This is a genomic window from Corynebacterium urinipleomorphum, assembly GCF_900155535.1.
In the GTDB taxonomy this organism is placed as follows: Bacteria; Actinomycetota; Actinomycetes; order Mycobacteriales; family Mycobacteriaceae; genus Corynebacterium; species Corynebacterium urinipleomorphum.
Window position 1 is genome coordinate 163900 of sequence record NZ_LT706965.1, and the last position, 17546, is coordinate 181445.

The 17546-nt window shown below is 64.0% G+C and carries 18 protein-coding genes and 1 pseudogene; 12 read left to right on the plus strand and 7 right to left on the minus strand.

Annotated elements, in window-relative coordinates; all coding sequences use genetic code 11:
- Nucleotides 1-3 precede the first annotated feature (3 nt).
- The 5 genes from pdxY (at nucleotide 4) to CZ338_RS07960 (ending at nucleotide 5197) form a co-directional block, all read left to right on the plus strand.
- A complete protein-coding gene (gene pdxY, locus CZ338_RS07940; RefSeq protein WP_087117715.1) occupies nucleotides 4-855 on the plus strand; it encodes a pyridoxal kinase PdxY in 852 nt (283 codons plus the stop codon).
- Nucleotides 852-2639, plus strand: a complete 1788-nt coding sequence (gene era / locus CZ338_RS10990) for a GTPase Era (RefSeq protein WP_204211907.1) — start codon at nucleotides 852-854, stop codon at nucleotides 2637-2639. The genes pdxY and era overlap by 4 nt, the downstream gene beginning before the upstream one ends.
- Nucleotides 2629-3366: a DNA repair protein RecO gene (gene recO, locus CZ338_RS07950; RefSeq protein WP_087117717.1), complete on the plus strand. Its 738-nt coding sequence runs from the start codon at nucleotides 2629-2631 to the stop codon at nucleotides 3364-3366. The genes era and recO overlap by 11 nt, the downstream gene beginning before the upstream one ends.
- A 65-nt stretch (nucleotides 3367-3431) precedes the next feature.
- Nucleotides 3432-4106 carry an isoprenyl transferase gene (locus tag CZ338_RS07955; RefSeq protein ID WP_235839544.1) on the plus strand — a complete coding sequence of 225 codons (675 nt, stop codon included), beginning with the start codon at nucleotides 3432-3434 and terminating at the stop codon, nucleotides 4104-4106.
- Nucleotides 4103-5197 carry a VIT1/CCC1 transporter family protein gene (locus tag CZ338_RS07960; protein ID WP_087117718.1) on the plus strand — a complete coding sequence of 365 codons (1095 nt, stop codon included), beginning with the start codon at nucleotides 4103-4105 and terminating at the stop codon, nucleotides 5195-5197. The genes CZ338_RS07955 and CZ338_RS07960 overlap by 4 nt, the downstream gene beginning before the upstream one ends.
- On the opposite strand, the gene CZ338_RS07965 is transcribed toward CZ338_RS07960, so the two are convergent.
- Together CZ338_RS07965 and CZ338_RS07970 are read right to left on the minus strand one after the other, a co-directional pair.
- Nucleotides 5194-5625 carry a Fur family transcriptional regulator gene (locus tag CZ338_RS07965; protein WP_087117719.1) on the minus strand — a complete coding sequence of 144 codons (432 nt, stop codon included), beginning with the start codon at nucleotides 5623-5625 and terminating at the stop codon, nucleotides 5194-5196. The genes CZ338_RS07960 and CZ338_RS07965 overlap by 4 nt on opposite strands.
- Nucleotides 5626-5648: 23 nt before the next feature.
- Nucleotides 5649-6101: an ArsR/SmtB family transcription factor gene (locus CZ338_RS07970; RefSeq protein WP_087118198.1), complete on the minus strand. Its 453-nt coding sequence runs from the start codon at nucleotides 6099-6101 to the stop codon at nucleotides 5649-5651.
- A 254-nt stretch (nucleotides 6102-6355) separates the two neighbouring features.
- Here CZ338_RS07970 and CZ338_RS07975 point away from each other — a divergent pair, with 254 nt between their 5' ends.
- From CZ338_RS07975 to CZ338_RS07985, 3 genes are read left to right on the plus strand one after another with little or no spacing between them, the layout of a single operon-like run.
- Nucleotides 6356-7738: a glycine--tRNA ligase gene (locus CZ338_RS07975; protein WP_087117720.1), complete on the plus strand. Its 1383-nt coding sequence runs from the start codon at nucleotides 6356-6358 to the stop codon at nucleotides 7736-7738.
- 8 nt (nucleotides 7739-7746) lie between these two features.
- Complete coding sequence (locus tag CZ338_RS07980; RefSeq protein WP_087117721.1) at nucleotides 7747-8268, plus strand: hypothetical protein; 522 nt, start codon at nucleotides 7747-7749, stop codon at nucleotides 8266-8268.
- Between the two features lie 8 nt (nucleotides 8269-8276).
- Nucleotides 8277-8708 (plus strand): hypothetical protein, encoded by a 432-nt coding sequence (locus CZ338_RS07985; RefSeq protein ID WP_087117722.1) that lies wholly within the window; start codon nucleotides 8277-8279, stop codon nucleotides 8706-8708.
- A gap of 6 nt (nucleotides 8709-8714) precedes the next feature.
- Here the strand turns inward: CZ338_RS07985 and CZ338_RS07990 are convergent, their stop codons facing one another.
- Entirely contained in the window at nucleotides 8715-10733 is a 2019-nt protein-coding gene (locus CZ338_RS07990) for a TPM domain-containing protein (protein ID WP_087117723.1), read from the minus strand.
- 68 nt (nucleotides 10734-10801) lie between these two features.
- Between CZ338_RS07990 and CZ338_RS07995 the strand changes: the two genes are divergently transcribed.
- Entirely contained in the window at nucleotides 10802-12067 is a 1266-nt protein-coding gene (locus CZ338_RS07995; protein WP_087117724.1) for a deoxyguanosinetriphosphate triphosphohydrolase, read from the plus strand.
- Between the two features lie 11 nt (nucleotides 12068-12078).
- Here the strand turns inward: CZ338_RS07995 and CZ338_RS08000 are convergent, their stop codons facing one another.
- From CZ338_RS08000 to CZ338_RS08010, 3 genes are all read right to left on the minus strand, one after another.
- On the minus strand, nucleotides 12079-12903 hold the full coding sequence (locus CZ338_RS08000; protein WP_143341285.1) for a hypothetical protein: 825 nt from the start codon (nucleotides 12901-12903) through the stop codon (nucleotides 12079-12081).
- Between the two features lie 300 nt (nucleotides 12904-13203).
- Nucleotides 13204-13458, minus strand: a complete 255-nt coding sequence (locus CZ338_RS08005; RefSeq protein ID WP_087117726.1) for a hypothetical protein — start codon at nucleotides 13456-13458, stop codon at nucleotides 13204-13206.
- Entirely contained in the window at nucleotides 13458-13871 is a 414-nt protein-coding gene (locus CZ338_RS08010; protein ID WP_087117727.1) for a ribonuclease domain-containing protein, read from the minus strand. Before CZ338_RS08010 ends, CZ338_RS08005 begins: the two co-directional genes overlap by 1 nt.
- Before the next feature lie 40 nt (nucleotides 13872-13911).
- On the opposite strand from CZ338_RS08010, the gene dnaG reads away from it, so the two are divergent.
- Together dnaG and CZ338_RS08020 are read left to right on the plus strand one after the other, a co-directional pair.
- Nucleotides 13912-15801, plus strand: coding sequence for a DNA primase (gene dnaG, locus CZ338_RS08015; RefSeq protein WP_087117728.1), 1890 nt, complete (start codon nucleotides 13912-13914; stop codon nucleotides 15799-15801).
- A gap of 24 nt (nucleotides 15802-15825) precedes the next feature.
- Nucleotides 15826-16440: a MazG nucleotide pyrophosphohydrolase domain-containing protein gene (locus CZ338_RS08020; RefSeq protein WP_087117729.1), complete on the plus strand. Its 615-nt coding sequence runs from the start codon at nucleotides 15826-15828 to the stop codon at nucleotides 16438-16440.
- Between the two features lie 9 nt (nucleotides 16441-16449).
- On the opposite strand, the gene CZ338_RS08025 is transcribed toward CZ338_RS08020, so the two are convergent.
- Nucleotides 16450-16890 carry a hypothetical protein gene (locus tag CZ338_RS08025; RefSeq protein ID WP_087117730.1) on the minus strand — a complete coding sequence of 147 codons (441 nt, stop codon included), beginning with the start codon at nucleotides 16888-16890 and terminating at the stop codon, nucleotides 16450-16452.
- Between the two features lie 159 nt (nucleotides 16891-17049).
- Here CZ338_RS08025 and CZ338_RS08030 point away from each other — a divergent pair.
- Nucleotides 17050-17546, plus strand: a pseudogene (locus CZ338_RS08030) (hypothetical protein); the annotation flags it as partial.

The following is a 17546-nucleotide window of genomic DNA, read 5'->3' on the forward strand; positions in this document are numbered from 1 at the left end:
TGCATGAAGAATATCCTCTCCATCCAATCGGCTGTGGCGTACGGCCATGTCGGAAATTCCGCGGCGGTATTCCCGCTGCAGCGGATTGGGCACGAGGTGTGGCCGGTCTACACCGTGAACTTCTCTAACCACACCGGCTACGGCTCGTGGAAGGGGCCGATGATCCCGGCTGAGGACGTCCGCGAGGTCATCGCGGGCATCGGCGACCGCGGTGCGTTGAAAGATGTGGACGTGGTGCTCTCTGGTTATTTGGGTGGGGACGACATCGCCCAGGTGGTGGTGGACACTGTGAAGACGGTCAAGGAGCAGAATCCTGCCGCCGTGTATTCATGCGATCCGGTGATGGGGAATGCCAAGTCGGGCTGCCATGTCTCAGAGAATATTCCGCCGCTGCTGCGGGACACCGTGGTTCCGGACGCGGACATCATTACTCCGAACCAGTTCGAGCTGGGATACCTGACGGGCAGGGACGCGACGGATCTGGAGTCGACGCTGGAGGCGATCGAGGCCGCGAAGGTGATGGGCCCGTCGGTAGTACTGGTCACTTCTGTTCAGCGATCTGATCAACCGGACAATACTGTGGAAATGATTGTCTCGGACGAGCACGGAGCGTGGATCGTGCAAACGCCGCGGCTGCCGTTCAAGAGGAATGGCTCGGGGGATGTTGCTTGCGCACTGTTCACCGGCCACTACGCGGAGACGGGCGATGCGGCCGATGCGTTGGCCAAAACGGCATCGAGCGTGTTCGACCTGCTGGAAGCCACGTACAACGAGGGCGCGCCGGAGCTGCTCCTAGTGGAATCCCAAGACGCGTACGCTCACCCGCAGATGCAGTTCGAGGTCCGCGCGCTGTGAATATCCTCTCCATCCAGTCGGCCGTCGCTTTCGGTCACGTAGGCAATTCGGGCGCGGTTTTTCCGATGCAGCGCCTCGGTCACGAAGTCTGGCCGGTGCACACGGTGAATTTTTCCAACCACACGGAGTACCCCTCGTGGCGCGGGCCGAAGATCGCCCCGAAGCACGTCGCCGATGTGCTCGACGGGATGAGCTTCGCGTACCCGCTTGTCGACGTTGTTGTGACCGGCTACCTCGGCTCCTCCTCGCTCGCCTCCGTGATCGTCGAGGCCGTCGAAGAGATCAAGGAGGCGAACCCGGACGCGGAGTGGGTGTGCGACCCGGTGATCGGCAACGCGAAGGTCGGTTCCTTCGTCGACGACGACATTCCCGGCATCTTCAAAGACGAGATCATTCCGCTGGCGGACGCGATCTGCCCGAACCAGTGGGAGCTGGCGCTGCTCACCGGCCGCGAGCTGGCAAGCATCGAGGACACGATCGAGGCAGCCCGCTCCCTGAAGAGCAGGGCGTTGGTGACCAGCGTGGACACAGGCGACCCGGAAACCATCGGGATGCTGGACATCTCTGAGGAGGGCACCTGGTACGTGGAAACCCCGCGCATCGGCGGCAACGTCGTCGGCGCGGGCGACCTCGCCGCTGCGATGTTCACGGCGCTTATCGACGACGAACCGAAAGGCCGCCTCGAGCACATCGCCGGGACTCTCTACGGCATGGTCGTGGCAGCCCAGAAGACCACGCGGCTGGACAACAGCTTCGCCGGGTTGCCGTTGGTGGAGCGCCAGGACCTCATTGTGGAGCCGGACAACAGTTTCAGTGCCGTACCATGTGCAGGCATGGATCTTCTTTCCCAGTTCACCGACACCCCGGAGGGCTTCCGCTCCGGCTTTGTCAGCTTTGTCGGCCGCCCCAACACAGGCAAGTCGACGCTGACGAATGCGCTGGTGGGCGAGAAGATCGCCATCATGGCGGATCAGCCGGAGACCACCCGCCACCCGATCCGCGGGATTGTGAACAGGGACGACGCCCAGATCGTGGTCGTGGACACCCCGGGCCTGCACCGCCCACGGACGTTGCTCGGCGAGCGCCTCAACGAGGTAGTCAAAGATACCTTCGCCGACGTGGACGTCATTGGCATCACGGTTCCGGCGAACGAGAAGATCGGCCCCGGCGACCGCTGGATCCTCGACGCGGTGCAGAAAACTAAGCCGAACACCCCGATCGTGGGCATTGTGACCAAGCTGGACCGCGCAAGCAAGGACCAGGTGGGCGAGCAGCTCATGCGCCTCCACGAACTCCTGGTCGAGGCCACGGGAAACGAGAAGGTCGATGTAGTTCCGGTGTCGGCGACCGAGGGCGTGCAACTGGATGTCCTTCTCGATGTGCTGACACAGAACCTGCCGGAAGGGCCGCGGTTCTACCCGGAGGGCCACGTCACCGACGAGGACATGGAGACCCGCATTGCGGAGCTGATCCGCGAGGAAGCATTGCGGGGGCTGCGCGACGAGTTGCCGCACTCGGTGGCCGTGCAGATCGACGAGATGTTGCCGGAGACCGACGACCGCGGCAACACCCGCACCAAGATCTACGCCGTGCTGTATCTGGAGCGCCCGGGGCAGAAAGCGATCATCGAGGGGCGGGACGGTCGGAGGTTATCCGGCATCGTGCAACGCTCACGCAAGCAGATTATGGAGCTTGTCGGGCAGAACGTGTACTTGGATCTGCGCATCAAGGTGCTGAAGAACTGGCAGTCGGACCCGAAGCATCTGGGGCGCCTTGGCTTCTAAACCCAGCTTCCGCGACCGCGCCTTTGTGGTGCGCACCTACGATTTCGGCGAGGCGGACCGCGTCGTGGTGCTGCTCACGCGCGGTCACGGTCTGGTGCGCGCTGTGGCGAAAGGTGTGCGGAAGACGAAGAGCCGCTTCGGCTCGCGAGTGCAGCCCTTCGTGGACATTGACGTGCAGCTCTACCCTGGACGCAACCTGGCCACGATCACGCAGGTGGACACAGTGGCGTACTACGGGCGGGGGATCATCGAGGACTTCGACCGCTACACCGCGGCATGCGCGGTGCTCGAGGCGGCGGAGAAGCTCAGCTACGCGGATGAAGCCGACTCGTTTCTGTTCGGCGAAGTAGGGACTGCACTCGAGGCCTTGCAAGACAACGCATATCCGACACTGGTGCTCGACGCGTTCATTCTCCGCGCCACGGCGCACGCCGGGTGGGGGATGAGCCTGTTCAACTGCGCGCAGTGCAACCGCCCGGGGCCGCACCACGCCTTCCACCCGGCGGTCGGGGGAGCAGCGTGCGTGCACTGCCGGCCACCCGGATCCTTCGATGTGGAGGAGGACACCCTCCACATCATGTGGCTGCTCGAACAGGGCTACCTGGCTGCCGCGCAGGACAATCTCACCGAGACGACAGCGGTGCAAGTACACCGCCTGTGCATCTCCCACCTGCAGTTCAACGTGGAGTCAGCCGTGTCGTCGTTGAAGATCATGGAGCAGGCATAATAGTCGGGGTGAGCACTATCCCCGATATCCCCCGCGAGTTCATTCCTCGTCACATCGCGCTCGTCATGGACGGTAACGGCCGCTGGGCGCAGGAGCGTGGAATGCCGCGCACCGAAGGCCACCGAGCCGGTGAAAAGGTCCTGATGAACATGGTGGACGCCTGCATTGATCTCGGGGGCGTCGAGTGGCTCTCCGCCTACACTTTTTCCACCGAGAATTGGCGTCGCAGCCCGGAGGAAGTTCGATTTCTTATGGGCTTTTCCCGCGAGGTGATGCGCGCTGAGCGCGACCAATTGCACGAGAAGAATGTGCGCATTGTGTGGGTCGGGCGTCGTCCGCGACTCTGGCGCTCGGTGATCCGGGAGTTGGAGGAAGCTGAAGAGTTGACCAAGAACAACACCGGTCTGACTCTGGCTATGTGCATTAATTACGGTGGCCGGGCTGAGATTGCCGATGCCGCGCGACAGATGGCCAAGGCAGTGGAACGGGGGGAAATGAGGTCGGGGGAGATCACGGAGGCGCAGATAAGCAATTGGCTGTACCGACCCGACATGCCGGACGTGGACCTGTTCCTGCGGCCGTCGGGCGAGCAGCGCACCTCGAATTTCCTGCTGTGGCAGTCCGCGTACGCGGAGATGGTGTACCGCGATATTCTCTTCCCCGATTTCACGGCGGAGGATCTGTACGATGCTGTGCTTGAGTACGCGAAACGGGACCGCCGATTCGGAGGCGTGAAATGACGGAGACTGTCTCGGCCCAGCAGCCGACCCGCAGCCAGATCCGCAAATGGCGGCAGTACCTGGCAAACGAGCGCGCGGAGGCCGCCACCTACCGTGAACTGGCCAAGAAGCGGGAGGGCGACGAGCGGGAGATTCTCGAGGAGATCGCCGATGCTGAATCCCGCCACGAGAAGTACTGGCGCGACAAGCTCGGCCCCGAGGTGGGCATGCCCATCAAACCCGACATGCACACGCGCTTCATGTCGTTTTTGGCGCGCAATGTCTCGCCGGTCTTCGCACTGGCGCTGATGCAGACGTCCGAGCAGCGGTCCCCGTACTTGGACGATGAAGATGCCCCGGACGAGATCGCGGCAGATGAGGCCATGCACGCTGAGGTCGTCCGCGCACTGGCGGCGCAGGGCCGCGAGAAGCTCTCCGGGTCTTTCCGTGCGGCGGTGTTCGGCGCGAACGACGGGCTGGTGTCCAACGTCGCGCTCGTGCTCGGCGTCATGGGCTCGGGCGTGTCCTCTAATTTCATCCTGCTCACGGGCATTTCCGGTCTTCTCGCGGGCGCGCTGTCGATGGCCGCGGGCGAGTACGTTTCGGTGAAATCCCAGGCCGAGCTTCTCGACGCCTCAACTCCCGACCCCGAAGCCCGCGACCTGCTGCCGAAATTGGATGTGAACCAGAACGAGCTCGCGCTGGTCTACCGTGCCCGCGGCATGAGCGCCGAAGAGGCGGACGCTCAGGCGAAGAATGTCTTCTGGTCCATGATGACCGGTCACCAGCACCACCACGTCGAGCACGGCTTGGAACCCGGCGATACGGATGCCAGCGGCGCGTGGTCGGCGGCGATCGCGTCCTTCATCTTCTTCGCCACAGGGGCGTTCGTGCCGATTGTCCCGTTCCTGTTCGGGGCTAGCCCCCGGGTCGGGGCGATCGTTGCGCTCGTGCTCGTCTCCGGTGCGCTGCTGATTACCGGCGGGATCACCGGTTTGCTCTCCGGCAAGAAGCCGGGTCTGCGCGCATTCAGGCAGTTGGTGATCGGCCTGGGGGCTGCGCTGGTGACGTACGCGCTGGGCGCACTGTTCGGCTCGGTGGTGGGCGCCTAAGAGCTCTGCCGGCAGGTCTGGCACACGCCGAAGATCTCGGCGTCGTGCCCGCTGAGCTCAAAGCCGTATTTCTCAGCGGTCTCTTTCGCCCATTCCTCGACGGGGCCGCCGTCAATCTCCTCGCTGCGGCCGCAGTTCGTGCACACCAAATGGTGGTGATGCCGGTCGCTGAGGCAGTGTCGGTACAGCGTCTCCCCGGTGTCCGAATTCAAGGCGTCGACGGCACCGACCTCGGTGAGAGTCTGCAGCGTCCGGTACACGGTGGTCAGGCCGACCTTTTGGCCACGGTCAGTGAGTTCCCGGTGAATCGACTGGGCGGAAGCGAACCTGTCGATCTCCTGCAGGACATCCACGACAGCGCTGCGCTGGCGCGTGTTGCGTGCGCCGATCTTCGGGGGAGCGTCATTCTTGATCGACCGTGTACTCATGGCCTCCACCTTAGGCCCACCGGTCAGCTGGGCGGAGCCGGCGTGTGGGGTGCCAGACCAGGGTCACGGTCCGGGGTGCTGTCGGGCAAGGGGCCGAATGCCGCAGCGGACCCGGTGCTCTCAGTCGCATCGATGAAATCAGGAGTGTGTTTCCTGCGGGAGGCGAGCTCGTCGTGCTTTGCGCTCTCGAGGATGGACAGTGTTTCCAGGACCGTTATCACACCAGGTACGGCCAAACGGTAGACCACTTCGCGCCCAGCCCGGGTGGAATCCACCAATCCTGCGTCCTTGAGCACACGCAAGTGTTGGCTCACCAGCGGTTGGGACTTGCCCAACGTGCTGACAAGTTCGTGCACGACATGGTCGCGTTGGTGCAGCAGCAGCAGGATCTGCAGGCGGAGAGGAGAATCCAGTGCAGCGATGATTTCCGAGGTCCGGTTCATCTTCTCCCCGGACCAATTCGGGGCTTGGCTCATCTGACGTCCTTTCATCTCGCCACTTTGAGTGCGCACTGCAGGAGAGATATTCCTTCCGCGGCAAGGCCACGGGGCATTGAATTGAATAGAAAGTTTACTCAGCCAATGTTCTAAAGCGCAGCTTGCCTGTGTCATCGATCGGATCTAGCGGTGGACACATGGTCGCGGGCACTGCCGTACCTGCGCTTCTGGTGAGCAGCTACACTTGTCTGCGTTGCCAAAACGCCTAGCTTTTCAGGAGAGTGGACTTACCCATGGCCTCGACCGTGATCGATACCGTTGTGAACCTGTGCAAGCGCCGTGGCCTGGTGTTCCCAGCCGGCGAGATTTACGGGGGAACCCGGTCTGCCTGGGATTACGGTCCGCTGGGTGTGGAGCTGAAGGAGAACCTGAAGCGCCAGTGGTGGAAGCACATGGTGCAGACGCGTAACGATGTCGTGGGTGTGGACACCTCCATCATCCTCCCGCCGCAGGTGTGGGTGGCGTCCGGCCACGTCGACGTGTTCACTGACCCGCTGGTGGAGTCCCTGCACACCCACAAGCGCTACCGCGCCGACCACCTGCTGGAGGCATACGAGGAAAAGCACGGCCACCCGCCGGCAAACGGCCTAGCGGACATCAACGACCCGGAGACGGGCCAGCCGGGCAAGTGGACCGAGCCGCGCGAATTCTCCGGCCTGATGAAGACCTACCTGGGCCCGGTCGACGACAAGGAAGGCCTGCACTACATGCGCCCGGAGACGGCGCAGGGCATCTTCGTGGACTTCAAGAATGTGATGACGTCCTCGCGCATGAAGCCGCCGTTCGGCATCGCCAACACCGGTAAGTCCTTCCGCAACGAGATCACTCCGGGTAACTTCATCTTCCGCACCCGCGAGTTCGAACAGATGGAGATGGAGTTCTTCGTCAAACCCGGCGAGGATGAGCAGTGGCACCAGTACTGGATCGACAACCGCCACCAGTGGTACATCGACCTGGGCATCAACCCGGACAACCTGCGCCTGTACGAGCACCCGAAGGAGAAGTTGTCCCACTACTCCAAGCGCACGGTGGACATCGAATACGCCTACGGCTTCCAGGGTTCTAAGTGGGGCGAGCTGGAGGGTGTAGCCAACCGCACGGACTACGACCTGAAGACGCACGCGGAGGCATCCGGCGAGGACCTGAGCTTCTTCGACCAGGAGACGAACGAGCGCTGGATCCCGTACTGCATCGAGCCAGCCGCCGGCTTGGGCCGCGCGATGATGGCCTTCCTCATCGATGCGTACCACGAGGACGAAGCACCGAACTCCAAGGGCGGCGTTGACACCCGCGTGGTGCTCAAGCTGGACCGCCGTCTGGCGCCGGTCAAGGTCGCGGTTCTGCCGCTGTCCAAGAAGCCGGAGCTTTCCGGACCGGCGCAGGAGCTGGCTGATACACTGCGTCAGCACTGGAACGTCGACTACGACACCTCCGGTGCGATCGGCCGCCGCTACCGCCGCCAGGATGAGATTGGCACCCCGTTCTGCGTCACCTACGACTTCGACTCCCTCGAAGACGGTGCCGTCACAGTCCGCGAGCGCGACACCATGGAGCAGGAGCGCGTCAAGGTCGACGAGCTGGAGTCCTACCTGGCCGCACGCCTGATCGGCTGCTAGGGGCAACTATGCACTACGTCAGCTGGGACCGCGCGGACCGCGAAGCGCCCGTTCTGCTCGCAGAGGAGGGCCCGGACGCGCTGGCGAAATTCACGCACGAGCGCGCCGAGCTCACATCCGGTGAGGTGTGGGACCTGGTCACCACCCCGGAGGGGGGCGCTGTGGCGACGCAGGACGGCCGCGAGGTCGTGCGCGCCGACGGTTCGCTGCGCCGCGACAAGCAGATTCCGGTCACCGTCGACGGCTCCCGCCAGTACGTGATGGTGGCGGAGACCTCCAAGAACTGGATCATCGACGACGCTGCGGGGCAGAAGGTGGGCCAATTCACCTCCGACCACAATGGAGTGCGCCGCGCCATCCTCGAATTCGAGGGGGAGACGCAGCTCGCGCCCGTCGACATCGTCGCGCTCGCGTGGGCCAGCCGGCTCGTGCTCGAAGCGCGCAAGATGACCAACTCGACTGCGCTCATCGCGTTCCTTGTGCTGCTCAGCGTGTTCATCGTCATCGTCTGGTTCATCGGGCCGCGTTAAGGAACACCATGATGATCAACGCAGTGTGGGAGGACGCGACGCTCACCGCCGACGGCGCGGAGATCGCGGCGCTCACCGCGGACAACGATCTCACCGTCGACGGCACCGCCATCGAGGTCTCCCACACCGCGGGAGCACTCCGCTGGCAAGTCGCAGGGGAAACTGGCGAAGAAAGTTTTCGCATCCGCATGCGGGGGCTGAACACCGGGTCGCTCACTGCACGCTGCGGGTCGCGCCGTTACCGCGTTCAGCGCGACAGCACATTCAGCACGTCACGCACGGTCGTCGACGAGGAGGGCGTCGTGGTCGCGCGCACCCAGCCGAGTAGAGGCACGGATCTGCGCGTCCAGCTTTTCGACGGCGCCCCTCTGCCCGACCTGGCCTTCATCACCTGGGCATTGACCCTGATGGACACGCCGGGGCGCGCCACCAGGATCTAGCTGGTTCTAGAAGCTTCCCCCGCGGCCGCCCATGCCGCCGGCGAAGCCCCCTCCGCTGCCACCGGAGAAGCCACCGCCGCCTCCAAAGCCGCCGCCGTATCCACCACCGAAGCCGCCGCCACCGGAGAGCAGCGAACCCCAGATGATGGCGCTGGCCATGTTGTTCATCGAGTTCGATGTCTGGCGGCGGCGGTAGATGTCAATGTCGTTCTCCGCGGCCTGCGCTGCCCGGCGGGCGGTGTTGGTGGCCTCGCGGGCGTACTCGATCGCGCCGCGGGTGTCCTTGATGCGGCGGTTCTGGGCCTCCGCGAACTGGCGGCCAGCTTCGGCGAGCAGGCCGCGGGCGCGGGATCCGATGATGCGGCCGCGGGACTGGATGAGGTCTTGGGCGCCCTGGATCTGTGCGGCGGCGACCTGCAGCTGCTGGTCCAGGAGCTGCAGCTGGCGCTTCTGGTCGCTAGCCACGCCGCGCGCTTTGTCGATCTCGGCGTCAATGTCCGTGTCCAGCTGGGTCAGCTCCATGAATAGCGCCAGGGGATCGGTCTCCTCTCGGTTGCCCATGGCGCCCAGTTCCTGGCGGGCGCGGAAGGAGATGGAGTCGAGAGAGGAGACGTCGATACGCGCGCCCTGCTCGCGCTCGGCCTTGAGGTCCTCGATCTCGCGCAGCTCGTCCTTGATCTCCTGGATCAGGGCGGGCAGGTTCGTGCGCGCAGTCTGGATGTTGGTGTCGGCGTGCTCGATCGCGTCCAGGTTCTTGTCGGCCACCTCGACGGTGTGCTGAGCTCCGCGGAGCACGTCCACGAGTGCGCCCTGCTTACCGGCCGGCTGCGCGGCGAGACCGCGGGCTTCCTCGAGCTGCTTCTCTGCTTCGTCGATGGATTCGACAGCGATGTCCACGTTGCTGCTGATGGATTCGAGGATCTGCTCCGAGTACCGCGCACGAAGGTCCTCAAGCGTTGCGCGGGCGGGCTCGATGCGTGCGCGCAGGTCCACGGTGCGCTGGAAGATCGTGTCGATCTCCTGGTCCGCCTTTATCAGCACATTGCGCATGCTCTGGAATTCTTCGCTCTTGTCGTTTAGGGCCTTCTCCGCCTGGCCGCAAGACGAGATGATGTCGATCAACATGGCGCGCTTCTCCGGCTCCGTCTCCGGGATGGCGTCGTAGAGGCGGTGGTGAATGTTGAACGCGCGCTGCAGAGCGGAGGTGGCCTGATTCATCGCGGAGGTGAACGGGCGAACGCGCTCGGCACCGAACTCGTCCGTGGCCACCTTCAGTTCCTCCTTGCCCACGCGGATGGACTCGTCGGTGTGGACGAGCGCGTCCTGGGCGAGCTGCTCCAGCGTCGGCGTAGGCAGGCGACCGAGTGAATCGGTATCGCCCGGGCTGAGCTCGCGGGCGGAGGCGAGCTGCTTCTGGTCCGCCTTCTTGTTCTTGTTGCGGCCGTAGAGCCAGAAGCCGCCGCCAGCCAGAGCCGCCGCGCCGAGACCGCCCGCGACGATCGCCGCGCCCTCGCCGTCGGTGGAGCCGTTCACCGCATTGATGGCGTCCAGGCCCGCAGCGCCGAAGTTCTTCTGGGAGAGTTGGTTGAACGCTGCGTTAGACATGGCATCCACAGCCGAAGAACTCCACTGGGAGCCGGCGTTTACGTTGTATTTGCCGTCATTCGGCGAAATGGCCACGACAGCGGTGTTCGGGCCCTTGTCCGTAATAGCGTCGCGCACCCACTCCGCCGGGTCTTGCCCGCCGAAGGTGTCCAGGTACACCACGTAGGCGTTGAGCTGCTTGGACTGCTGCAGTTGGCTGATCGCGTCCTCGATTTGGGATTTCTCACCGCCCGAGAGAACCCCGGCATCATCGGTGACCTTGTCGCGCACGTCGGCTGGGGCGAGGGAGGCGCCAGCAGTAGCGCTTGCCTGCGCCTGCAATGTCTCGGTGGCAGCGAGCGCCAGGGGAGCGGCGGAAAGAGCAATGCCGCCGGCGAGCGCCGGGGTGGCCAGAGCAATACGGAGGTAGCGCGAAGTCATGCCCTACAGGGTACAGCGCGCGTGGTGCCCGTGGACGGGCGCATTTCCCGATTAGGCTCGGTGGCGCTATGACGTACCAGTATGAATCGTCGGACCTCGCCCGCCGCGTGGTGGAGGGGGAGAAGGGCTCGCAGCTCGCCGACATGGAGGAGCACCGCGACGGCTTCGCACGCGACCGGGCGCGCGTGCTCCACTCCGCGGCGCTGCGGCGCCTAGCGGACAAGACCCAGGTGGTGGGGCCGCGCGACGGCGACACACCGCGCACTCGTCTGACGCACTCCCTGGAGGTCGCGCAGATCTCCCGCAGTATCGGCCTGGGACTCGGCCTGAACCCGGACTTGTGCGAGATGGCGGGACTCACCCACGACATCGGGCACCCGCCGTACGGGCACAACGGGGAAGTAGCGCTCAACGAGCTCGCCGCCGGTTGCGGCGGCTTCGAGGGCAACGCGCAGACCCTGCGCATTCTCTCCCGGCTCGAGCCGAAGGTGCTGGACGGCGTGGAGTCGTTCGGCCTCAACCTCACGCGCGCGGCTCTCGACGCCGCATGCAAGTACCCGCGCACGCGTACCAACCCGGACGGTACGGTGAACCGCAAATACGGAGCCTACGACGAGGACGCGCACATCCTCGCCTGGCTGCGCGAAGGTCACACCGACGACCTCCCGCCAATGGAGGCGCAGGTCATGGACTGCTCCGACGACATTGCCTACAGCGTCCACGATGTCGAGGACGGTATCGTCTCCGGCCGCGTGGACCTCAAGGTTCTGTGGGACTTGGTGGAGCTCGCCGCGCTCGCCGCGAAAGGCGCAGCAGCATTTGGGGGCACGGCGGACGAGCTTATCGACGCCGCCGCCCGCCTCCGCTCCCTCCCCATCGTCTCCGCCGCCGCCGATTTCGACTTCTCGCTCACCGGGTACGTGACGTTGAAGAAGATGACATCCGAACTGGTCGGACGCTACGTCGGTTCCGTGATCAGCGCGACGGAAAGCGCCAATCCCGGCCCAGTCGGCCGCATGCACGGTCAGCTAGTCATCCCGCCCGAAGCCGAGGCCGAGGTACGCCTGCTCAAGACAGTGGCAGTGCTCTACGTCATGGACATGCCCTCCCACATCGCCCGGCAGGACCGGCAGCGCAACCGCATCGTCCGCGTCTACGACTACCTCACCGCCGGCGCGCCGGGTTCCCTGGACACCATGTTCGCCGCGTGGTGGCACCAGGCGGAAAAGGACGCTGAACGCCAGCGCGTGATCATCGACCAGATCGCCTCCATGACCGAGTCCCGCCTGGAGCGCACCGCGAAGAAGACAGCGTCCTTCGAGGGGTACCTCTAAGCAAAATCGACCTACCAGTACGAGAGATCGCGCCGACGCAGGTGTCTCGCCCCCAGGACTTCGCTCACGAACCCCTCCGGATCAGCTTCGATCTCTTCGGCAGTGAAGTAGAGTTTGCGGAAGCCGCGGGAAGCAACCCATCTCTCGCGCCTGCGCAGCCGCCGGGCGAGCTGTTTGTCTTTCGGATCAGCTTCGAGCTGGCGCCACAGCGGGTCCTCGTTGACCGCGATGACAAGATCGTTTCCCGCAAGGAGAATCGCGTGACCCATCTCGTCGAGTTCGCAGTGCGTACGGACGTAAACAGGCGAGTCGATTAAAAGCGCATACGCCAGTAGGTGAGGGAACGAGGTGAGTTCCTTCGCGCGGTGGGGAAGTGAGACAGCCAACCGCCGCAGGTTCGGGCGCATCGTCCCCTCGAAGCTCGCTGCGTACGAGGAAATCTCGTCCGCGCTTAATCCGCGGTTGAGCAGCCACCCCGCCGCGAGCCACGCGTTCGTACGCTGCCCCATTCGACACATGTCCACGTACGTGCGCAGCGGATGTGTGACGCGCACGCCATCAAGCTCCACGATTTCTTCCTCCCGGATCTTGTTGGATATGAATCGGACACGAGGAGGAAGCTTGCTTTTCGACGGCTGATACCCCGACGGCAGCGCCATCTCCACCGTCTGATCCTTCGGCACGATGAACCACATTCCCCATTGCGCCGCAGCCCACCAACCGATGAGAACGGCTTTGCGCGAATCACGCACAGCTGCAGCGCCCCGCACCGTGAGCTGCAATTTGATGCTGAGCCCCCGGAACCATTTGGCCGGGACCGCGCTGGTCGGCGACACGAAACTGAGGCTCGGGGATCGCGTGGGAGGTTCCTTGCGTGAAACCTGAACTCGCTCGCGCAGGTACTGTTGCCGAACTTCCTGAACGTGCTGGTCAGCGAAGTCTCGCCATGCCCGATCTTCCCCCATGACTCCTATCTACCCCGGTGGAGTTCAGAGTTCACGCTGAAACCTGAACTTGGGGCGGAATTGCGCACTGAAATGTGCAATTCATTCAACATGAGCGCGAAAAACGGGAGACGAGTTCAGGTTTCGCCCAACGATTTCAGCGCGCTGAGGTCGTGCTAGTTCAGTGCTGGTTCAGTGCTGTTCGAGCCTGAGCTGGACGCCCTCGACGGCCAGGACCTGACGCAATCTCTCGGACTGTTCTTCGGGAACGCGCCAGTCCGACACCACCAGGCGGTTCGCTTGGGTTTCGCGCAGGAGGTCGGCGAGAGCGTCGAGGTTGCGAGGGACCGGACGCTCGTCGGAGGCGTAGACAGCGTCGATGATGCCGTCGCCGAGGTCCTCGATGGAGCGGACGGGGCGGGCGATGACGATGGCGTTCACGGGCATCACTCGACCACCATTTCGCAGAAGGACTCGTAGTGGTCGTCGGTGTAGTAATACACGTCCGGGTCGGTCTCGGTGCCTCCGCCGGTGACAATGCGGCGCTCCCCGCGGTGGTTCACACCGGGAGTGTCCACGGTGTACTCGCGGTAGTAATCGGAGTTCTCCGCCGGCAAGATCTGCTCGTAATTGCCAAAGTGGCTGCCGTCGTTGGAGGGGTATTCGAAGGGGCCGCCGGCATGGATGTCGTCGATAAGCCGTGTTGCTTCTTGCGGCACTGACGTGCACTCGCTGATGCCGTCGGTGCTCTCCGGCTCGTGCACGATGGAGTACACCGTGGACACGAGGGTGATCAGCCCGATGATGAGGATCAGGGGCAGAGCGACTGAATGGCTCGAACTGTCGCCGTCAGTAGACATGCGTTCATTTTAGACACAGCCGCGCGGTAGGATGTGCGCCATGGCAAGGGGCAGAATTCCGGATAGTGACATTGAAGCTATCCGCGAGCGCGCCAACTTGGCGGACATCGTGGGGGAGTACGTCCAGCTCAAACCCGCGGGCCATGATTCGCTGAAGGGCTTGAGCCCGTTCAAGGACGAGAAGACCCCCTCCTTCCACGTCCGTCCCGCGCGCGGTTATTACCACTGCTTTTCCACCGGCAAGGGCGGCGATGTCTTCTCCTTCATGATGGAGATGGAGCAGCTGAGCTTCCCCGAAGCCGTGGAGGCAGTCGCGGAGGAGATCGGCTACCACATCAACTACCAGGGCGGATCCACAGGCGCGCGAGACGTCAAGCCGGGCACGCGTGCCCGTTTGATCGCCGCGAACAAAGCCGCGCACGAGTTCTACCGCGACCAGCTGGAGCAGCCAGAGGCTGAAGTGGGTCGCCGTTTTCTGCTCGACCGCGGCTTCGACCGCGAGATCATCCACCACTTCGAATGCGGGTATGCCCCCGACGGGTGGGACACGATGACCAAGCATCTGTTGCGCAAGGGATTCGAGGTGCAGGAGCTTGTCGATGCGGGGTTGTCCACGATGGGGCGGCGCGGGCCCATCGACAAATTCCGCCGCCGTTTGCTGTGGCCGATCAAGGACGTGGCCGGCAACGTCATCGGCTTCGGTGCCCGGAAGCTGTTTGATGACGACACCATGGGCAAGTACATGAACACCGCCGACACGATGCTGTACCACAAATCCAAGGTGCTTTTCGGACTGGACCTGGCCAAGAAAAACATCGCGCAGGGCCACCAGTGCGTGGTGGTGGAGGGGTACACGGACGTGATGGCAATGCACGCGGCTGGTGTCACCACGGCTGTCGCGTCCTGCGGCACAGCCTTCGGCAAAGACCACATGAGCATCATCCGCCGCCTCATGCTGGACGACAATTATTTCCGCGGCGAGCTGATCTACACCTTCGACGGCGACGAAGCCGGACAGAAAGCCGCCATGCGCGCCTTCGAGGGCGACCAGCAGTTCACCGGCCAGTCCTTCGTCTCCGTCGCGCCGGACGGTATGGATCCGTGCGACCTGCGTTTGGCCAAAGGCGACGGTGCTGTACGCGACCTGGTGGCTAACCGCGTGCCCATGTTCGAGTTCGTCATCGAGTCCCTCCTGCAGGACTACTCCCTGGACACCCCCGAGGGGCGCTTGCAGGCTTTGCGGCGCACCGTCCCCGTCGTCGCTCAGATCCGCGACACCCCGCTGCAGACCGAGTACGCCCGCCAACTTGCCGGATGGGTGGGCTGGCCCGACCCGAACGAGGTGATCCGGCAGGTCCGCCAGGAAGCGAAGAACCCGAAGCCGGCCAAGCGCTCCGCGTGGGAGGATTCCAAGGCGAATCAGTCGAAGCAGCCCTCCCCGAACCAGCCCACCTTTGAGTTGCCCGCCCCCAATGATCCGATGCTGTGGGCGCAAAGGGAAGCTCTCAAAGTGGCGCTGCAGTACCCGGCTGCCGCCGGCAGTTACTTCGACGGCATCAACCCCGATGCCTTCACCCACCCTGCTTACCGCGCTGTCCGCGACGCCATGGGTGAAGCCGGGGGAGCAGCCAACGCAGGTTCCAGCTGGATCCCCCACGTGGCCGACGAGATGCTCGACGCCACCGGCCGCAATTTCGTCTCCGAGCTCGCCGTCGAGGACATCCTCGCCGAGGACCCCACCGCCTACGCCGACTCCGTCCTCTCCCGCCTGCAGGAGGTCCGCGTGGGCAACCAGATCGCCCAGCTGAAGTCCCAACTGCAGCGCATGCGCCCCAGCGACGACGAAATGGCTTACAATGCCCTCTTCTCTGACCTTGTCGCGCTGGAGCAGGCGCGGCGGGAGCTGAACGACCGAGCGTTTAGGGGCTAAGCGGCACCCTCTACTATCGGTTCCATGACCATCCTCGTCCTGGATCCCCGTTGGCCCGACATGATCCCGTTGGCCGCTGCGCCTAGCCTCGCTGGCCCGCTCACGTACACCGACGAGGTGCCTGTCTCTGTCCGCTGGAACCTGGGCGATATTGCCGCAACGGAATCACATGATGGGACCCTCGTCACCACTGACCCGTCTGATCCGGTCGCACAAAAGCGCATCGCGGCGGGGGAGCGGGTCATCGAGGCACCTTCGCTCGCGGATCCTCTCTTCCACGCCCAGTCCGTCATGCGCGCTGCCCGCACCCGCGGCGAGTGGGAGATGGCCCAAACGCACGAGACGCTCATCGAATACCTCGAGCAGGAATCGGGCGAGCTTATCGACGCCATCCGTAACCACCACCCCGACGACTCCCTCAAGAAAGAGCTCTCCGATCTTCTCCTCCAAGTCCTCTTCCATGCGGAGATCGCCTCCCGCCGAGGTGCCTTCTCATTCCCGGATGTCGCGCAAGCCTTCGTGGACAAAATGAGAAATCGCGCTCCTTACCTCTTCGACGGCAGTACCGGAATCGTGCCGAAGCACGAACAGGACCGCCTCTGGTCCGAAGGGAAGAAGCGCGAGAAAAACAGCAGTTAGGACACCATTTTAGCGGGTGGCGAACTGGGAGGACAGGCTTTGCGCGACCGGCGCGAGGTTGCGCAGTTCCGGCAGGCCTGCCTCGGAAGACAGCTTGGAGGCCAGATTGATGGCCTGGGTCTGCGGTGTGACCGGATCGGCCTTCACGACACCGCAGGCAAGTGCCCGGTCGCCAACGGCGTTGATGGTCGGTGCTGCCACGAGTGTGAGGGTGGCGTCAGCCCCGAACTGCTTGTTCAGGGTGGTGATGAGCTGGGAGCGGGTGGTGGTGGCGTCGACAAGCTTGGCGCCGCGCAGGAGCGTGCCGACAGAATTGCAATCCGCCGTGGTGATGCCGCTGTTCAGTGCACGGACGAGCTGGGCAGTGTTGTTCTGGGCTTCAGCGTGCACAGCGCCCGTGGCGGTGATTGCGGTGATGGCGGCTGCGATGGCGAAAGTGCGGAAACGCATGGTGGAGGAGACCTTTCGGCAGGGTGTGCGGGGAAGATGAGCATCTGGTTTCACAGACAAACGCTGATACTACAGTGACTGAGGTGAGAATTGTGACTTGAATGTGAAAATTCATGGGCAAGCGTGGGTGGGGAAGTTGGGGCGGTAGAGTGAGCGATCGTGAATCCGTCTCGTAGAACTCCCGGCCGCCCGCGCTTTGCCGTCGGCTGCGGGTGCGGGGCGGTGATGGTCGTGGTGATGGCGATTGTGCTGATCATCTCCCTGCTTCTATGGTTGTTCAGCATTCTCGACGCGCCGCTGAGCAGGAAAGAGCGGGTGCCGGTACCCGCTGACGTGCCGCCGGCGGCCGCGGTGAGCCCGCCGGAAATTGATGTGCACGGGCCGGGCCGTACGTCCGATCTGCTCGCCGACTGGGCCGCGCCGATCGCAGACGACATTGAGGTCTCCGCGCAAGCGGTGCGCGCCTATGGCAACGCGGAATTGATTGCGCGGGACGCGTGGCCGGAGTGCCACCTCCACTGGAACACTCTCGCCGGCTTGGGGTGGGTGGAAACGCGCCACGGCACCTACAGCGGAAAGATTGCGGCGGGGGCGCGACTGGAGGAAGCTGGGAGGGCGGTTCCGCCGGACAATGGGGCCGCGGCGGGCGGGGCAGG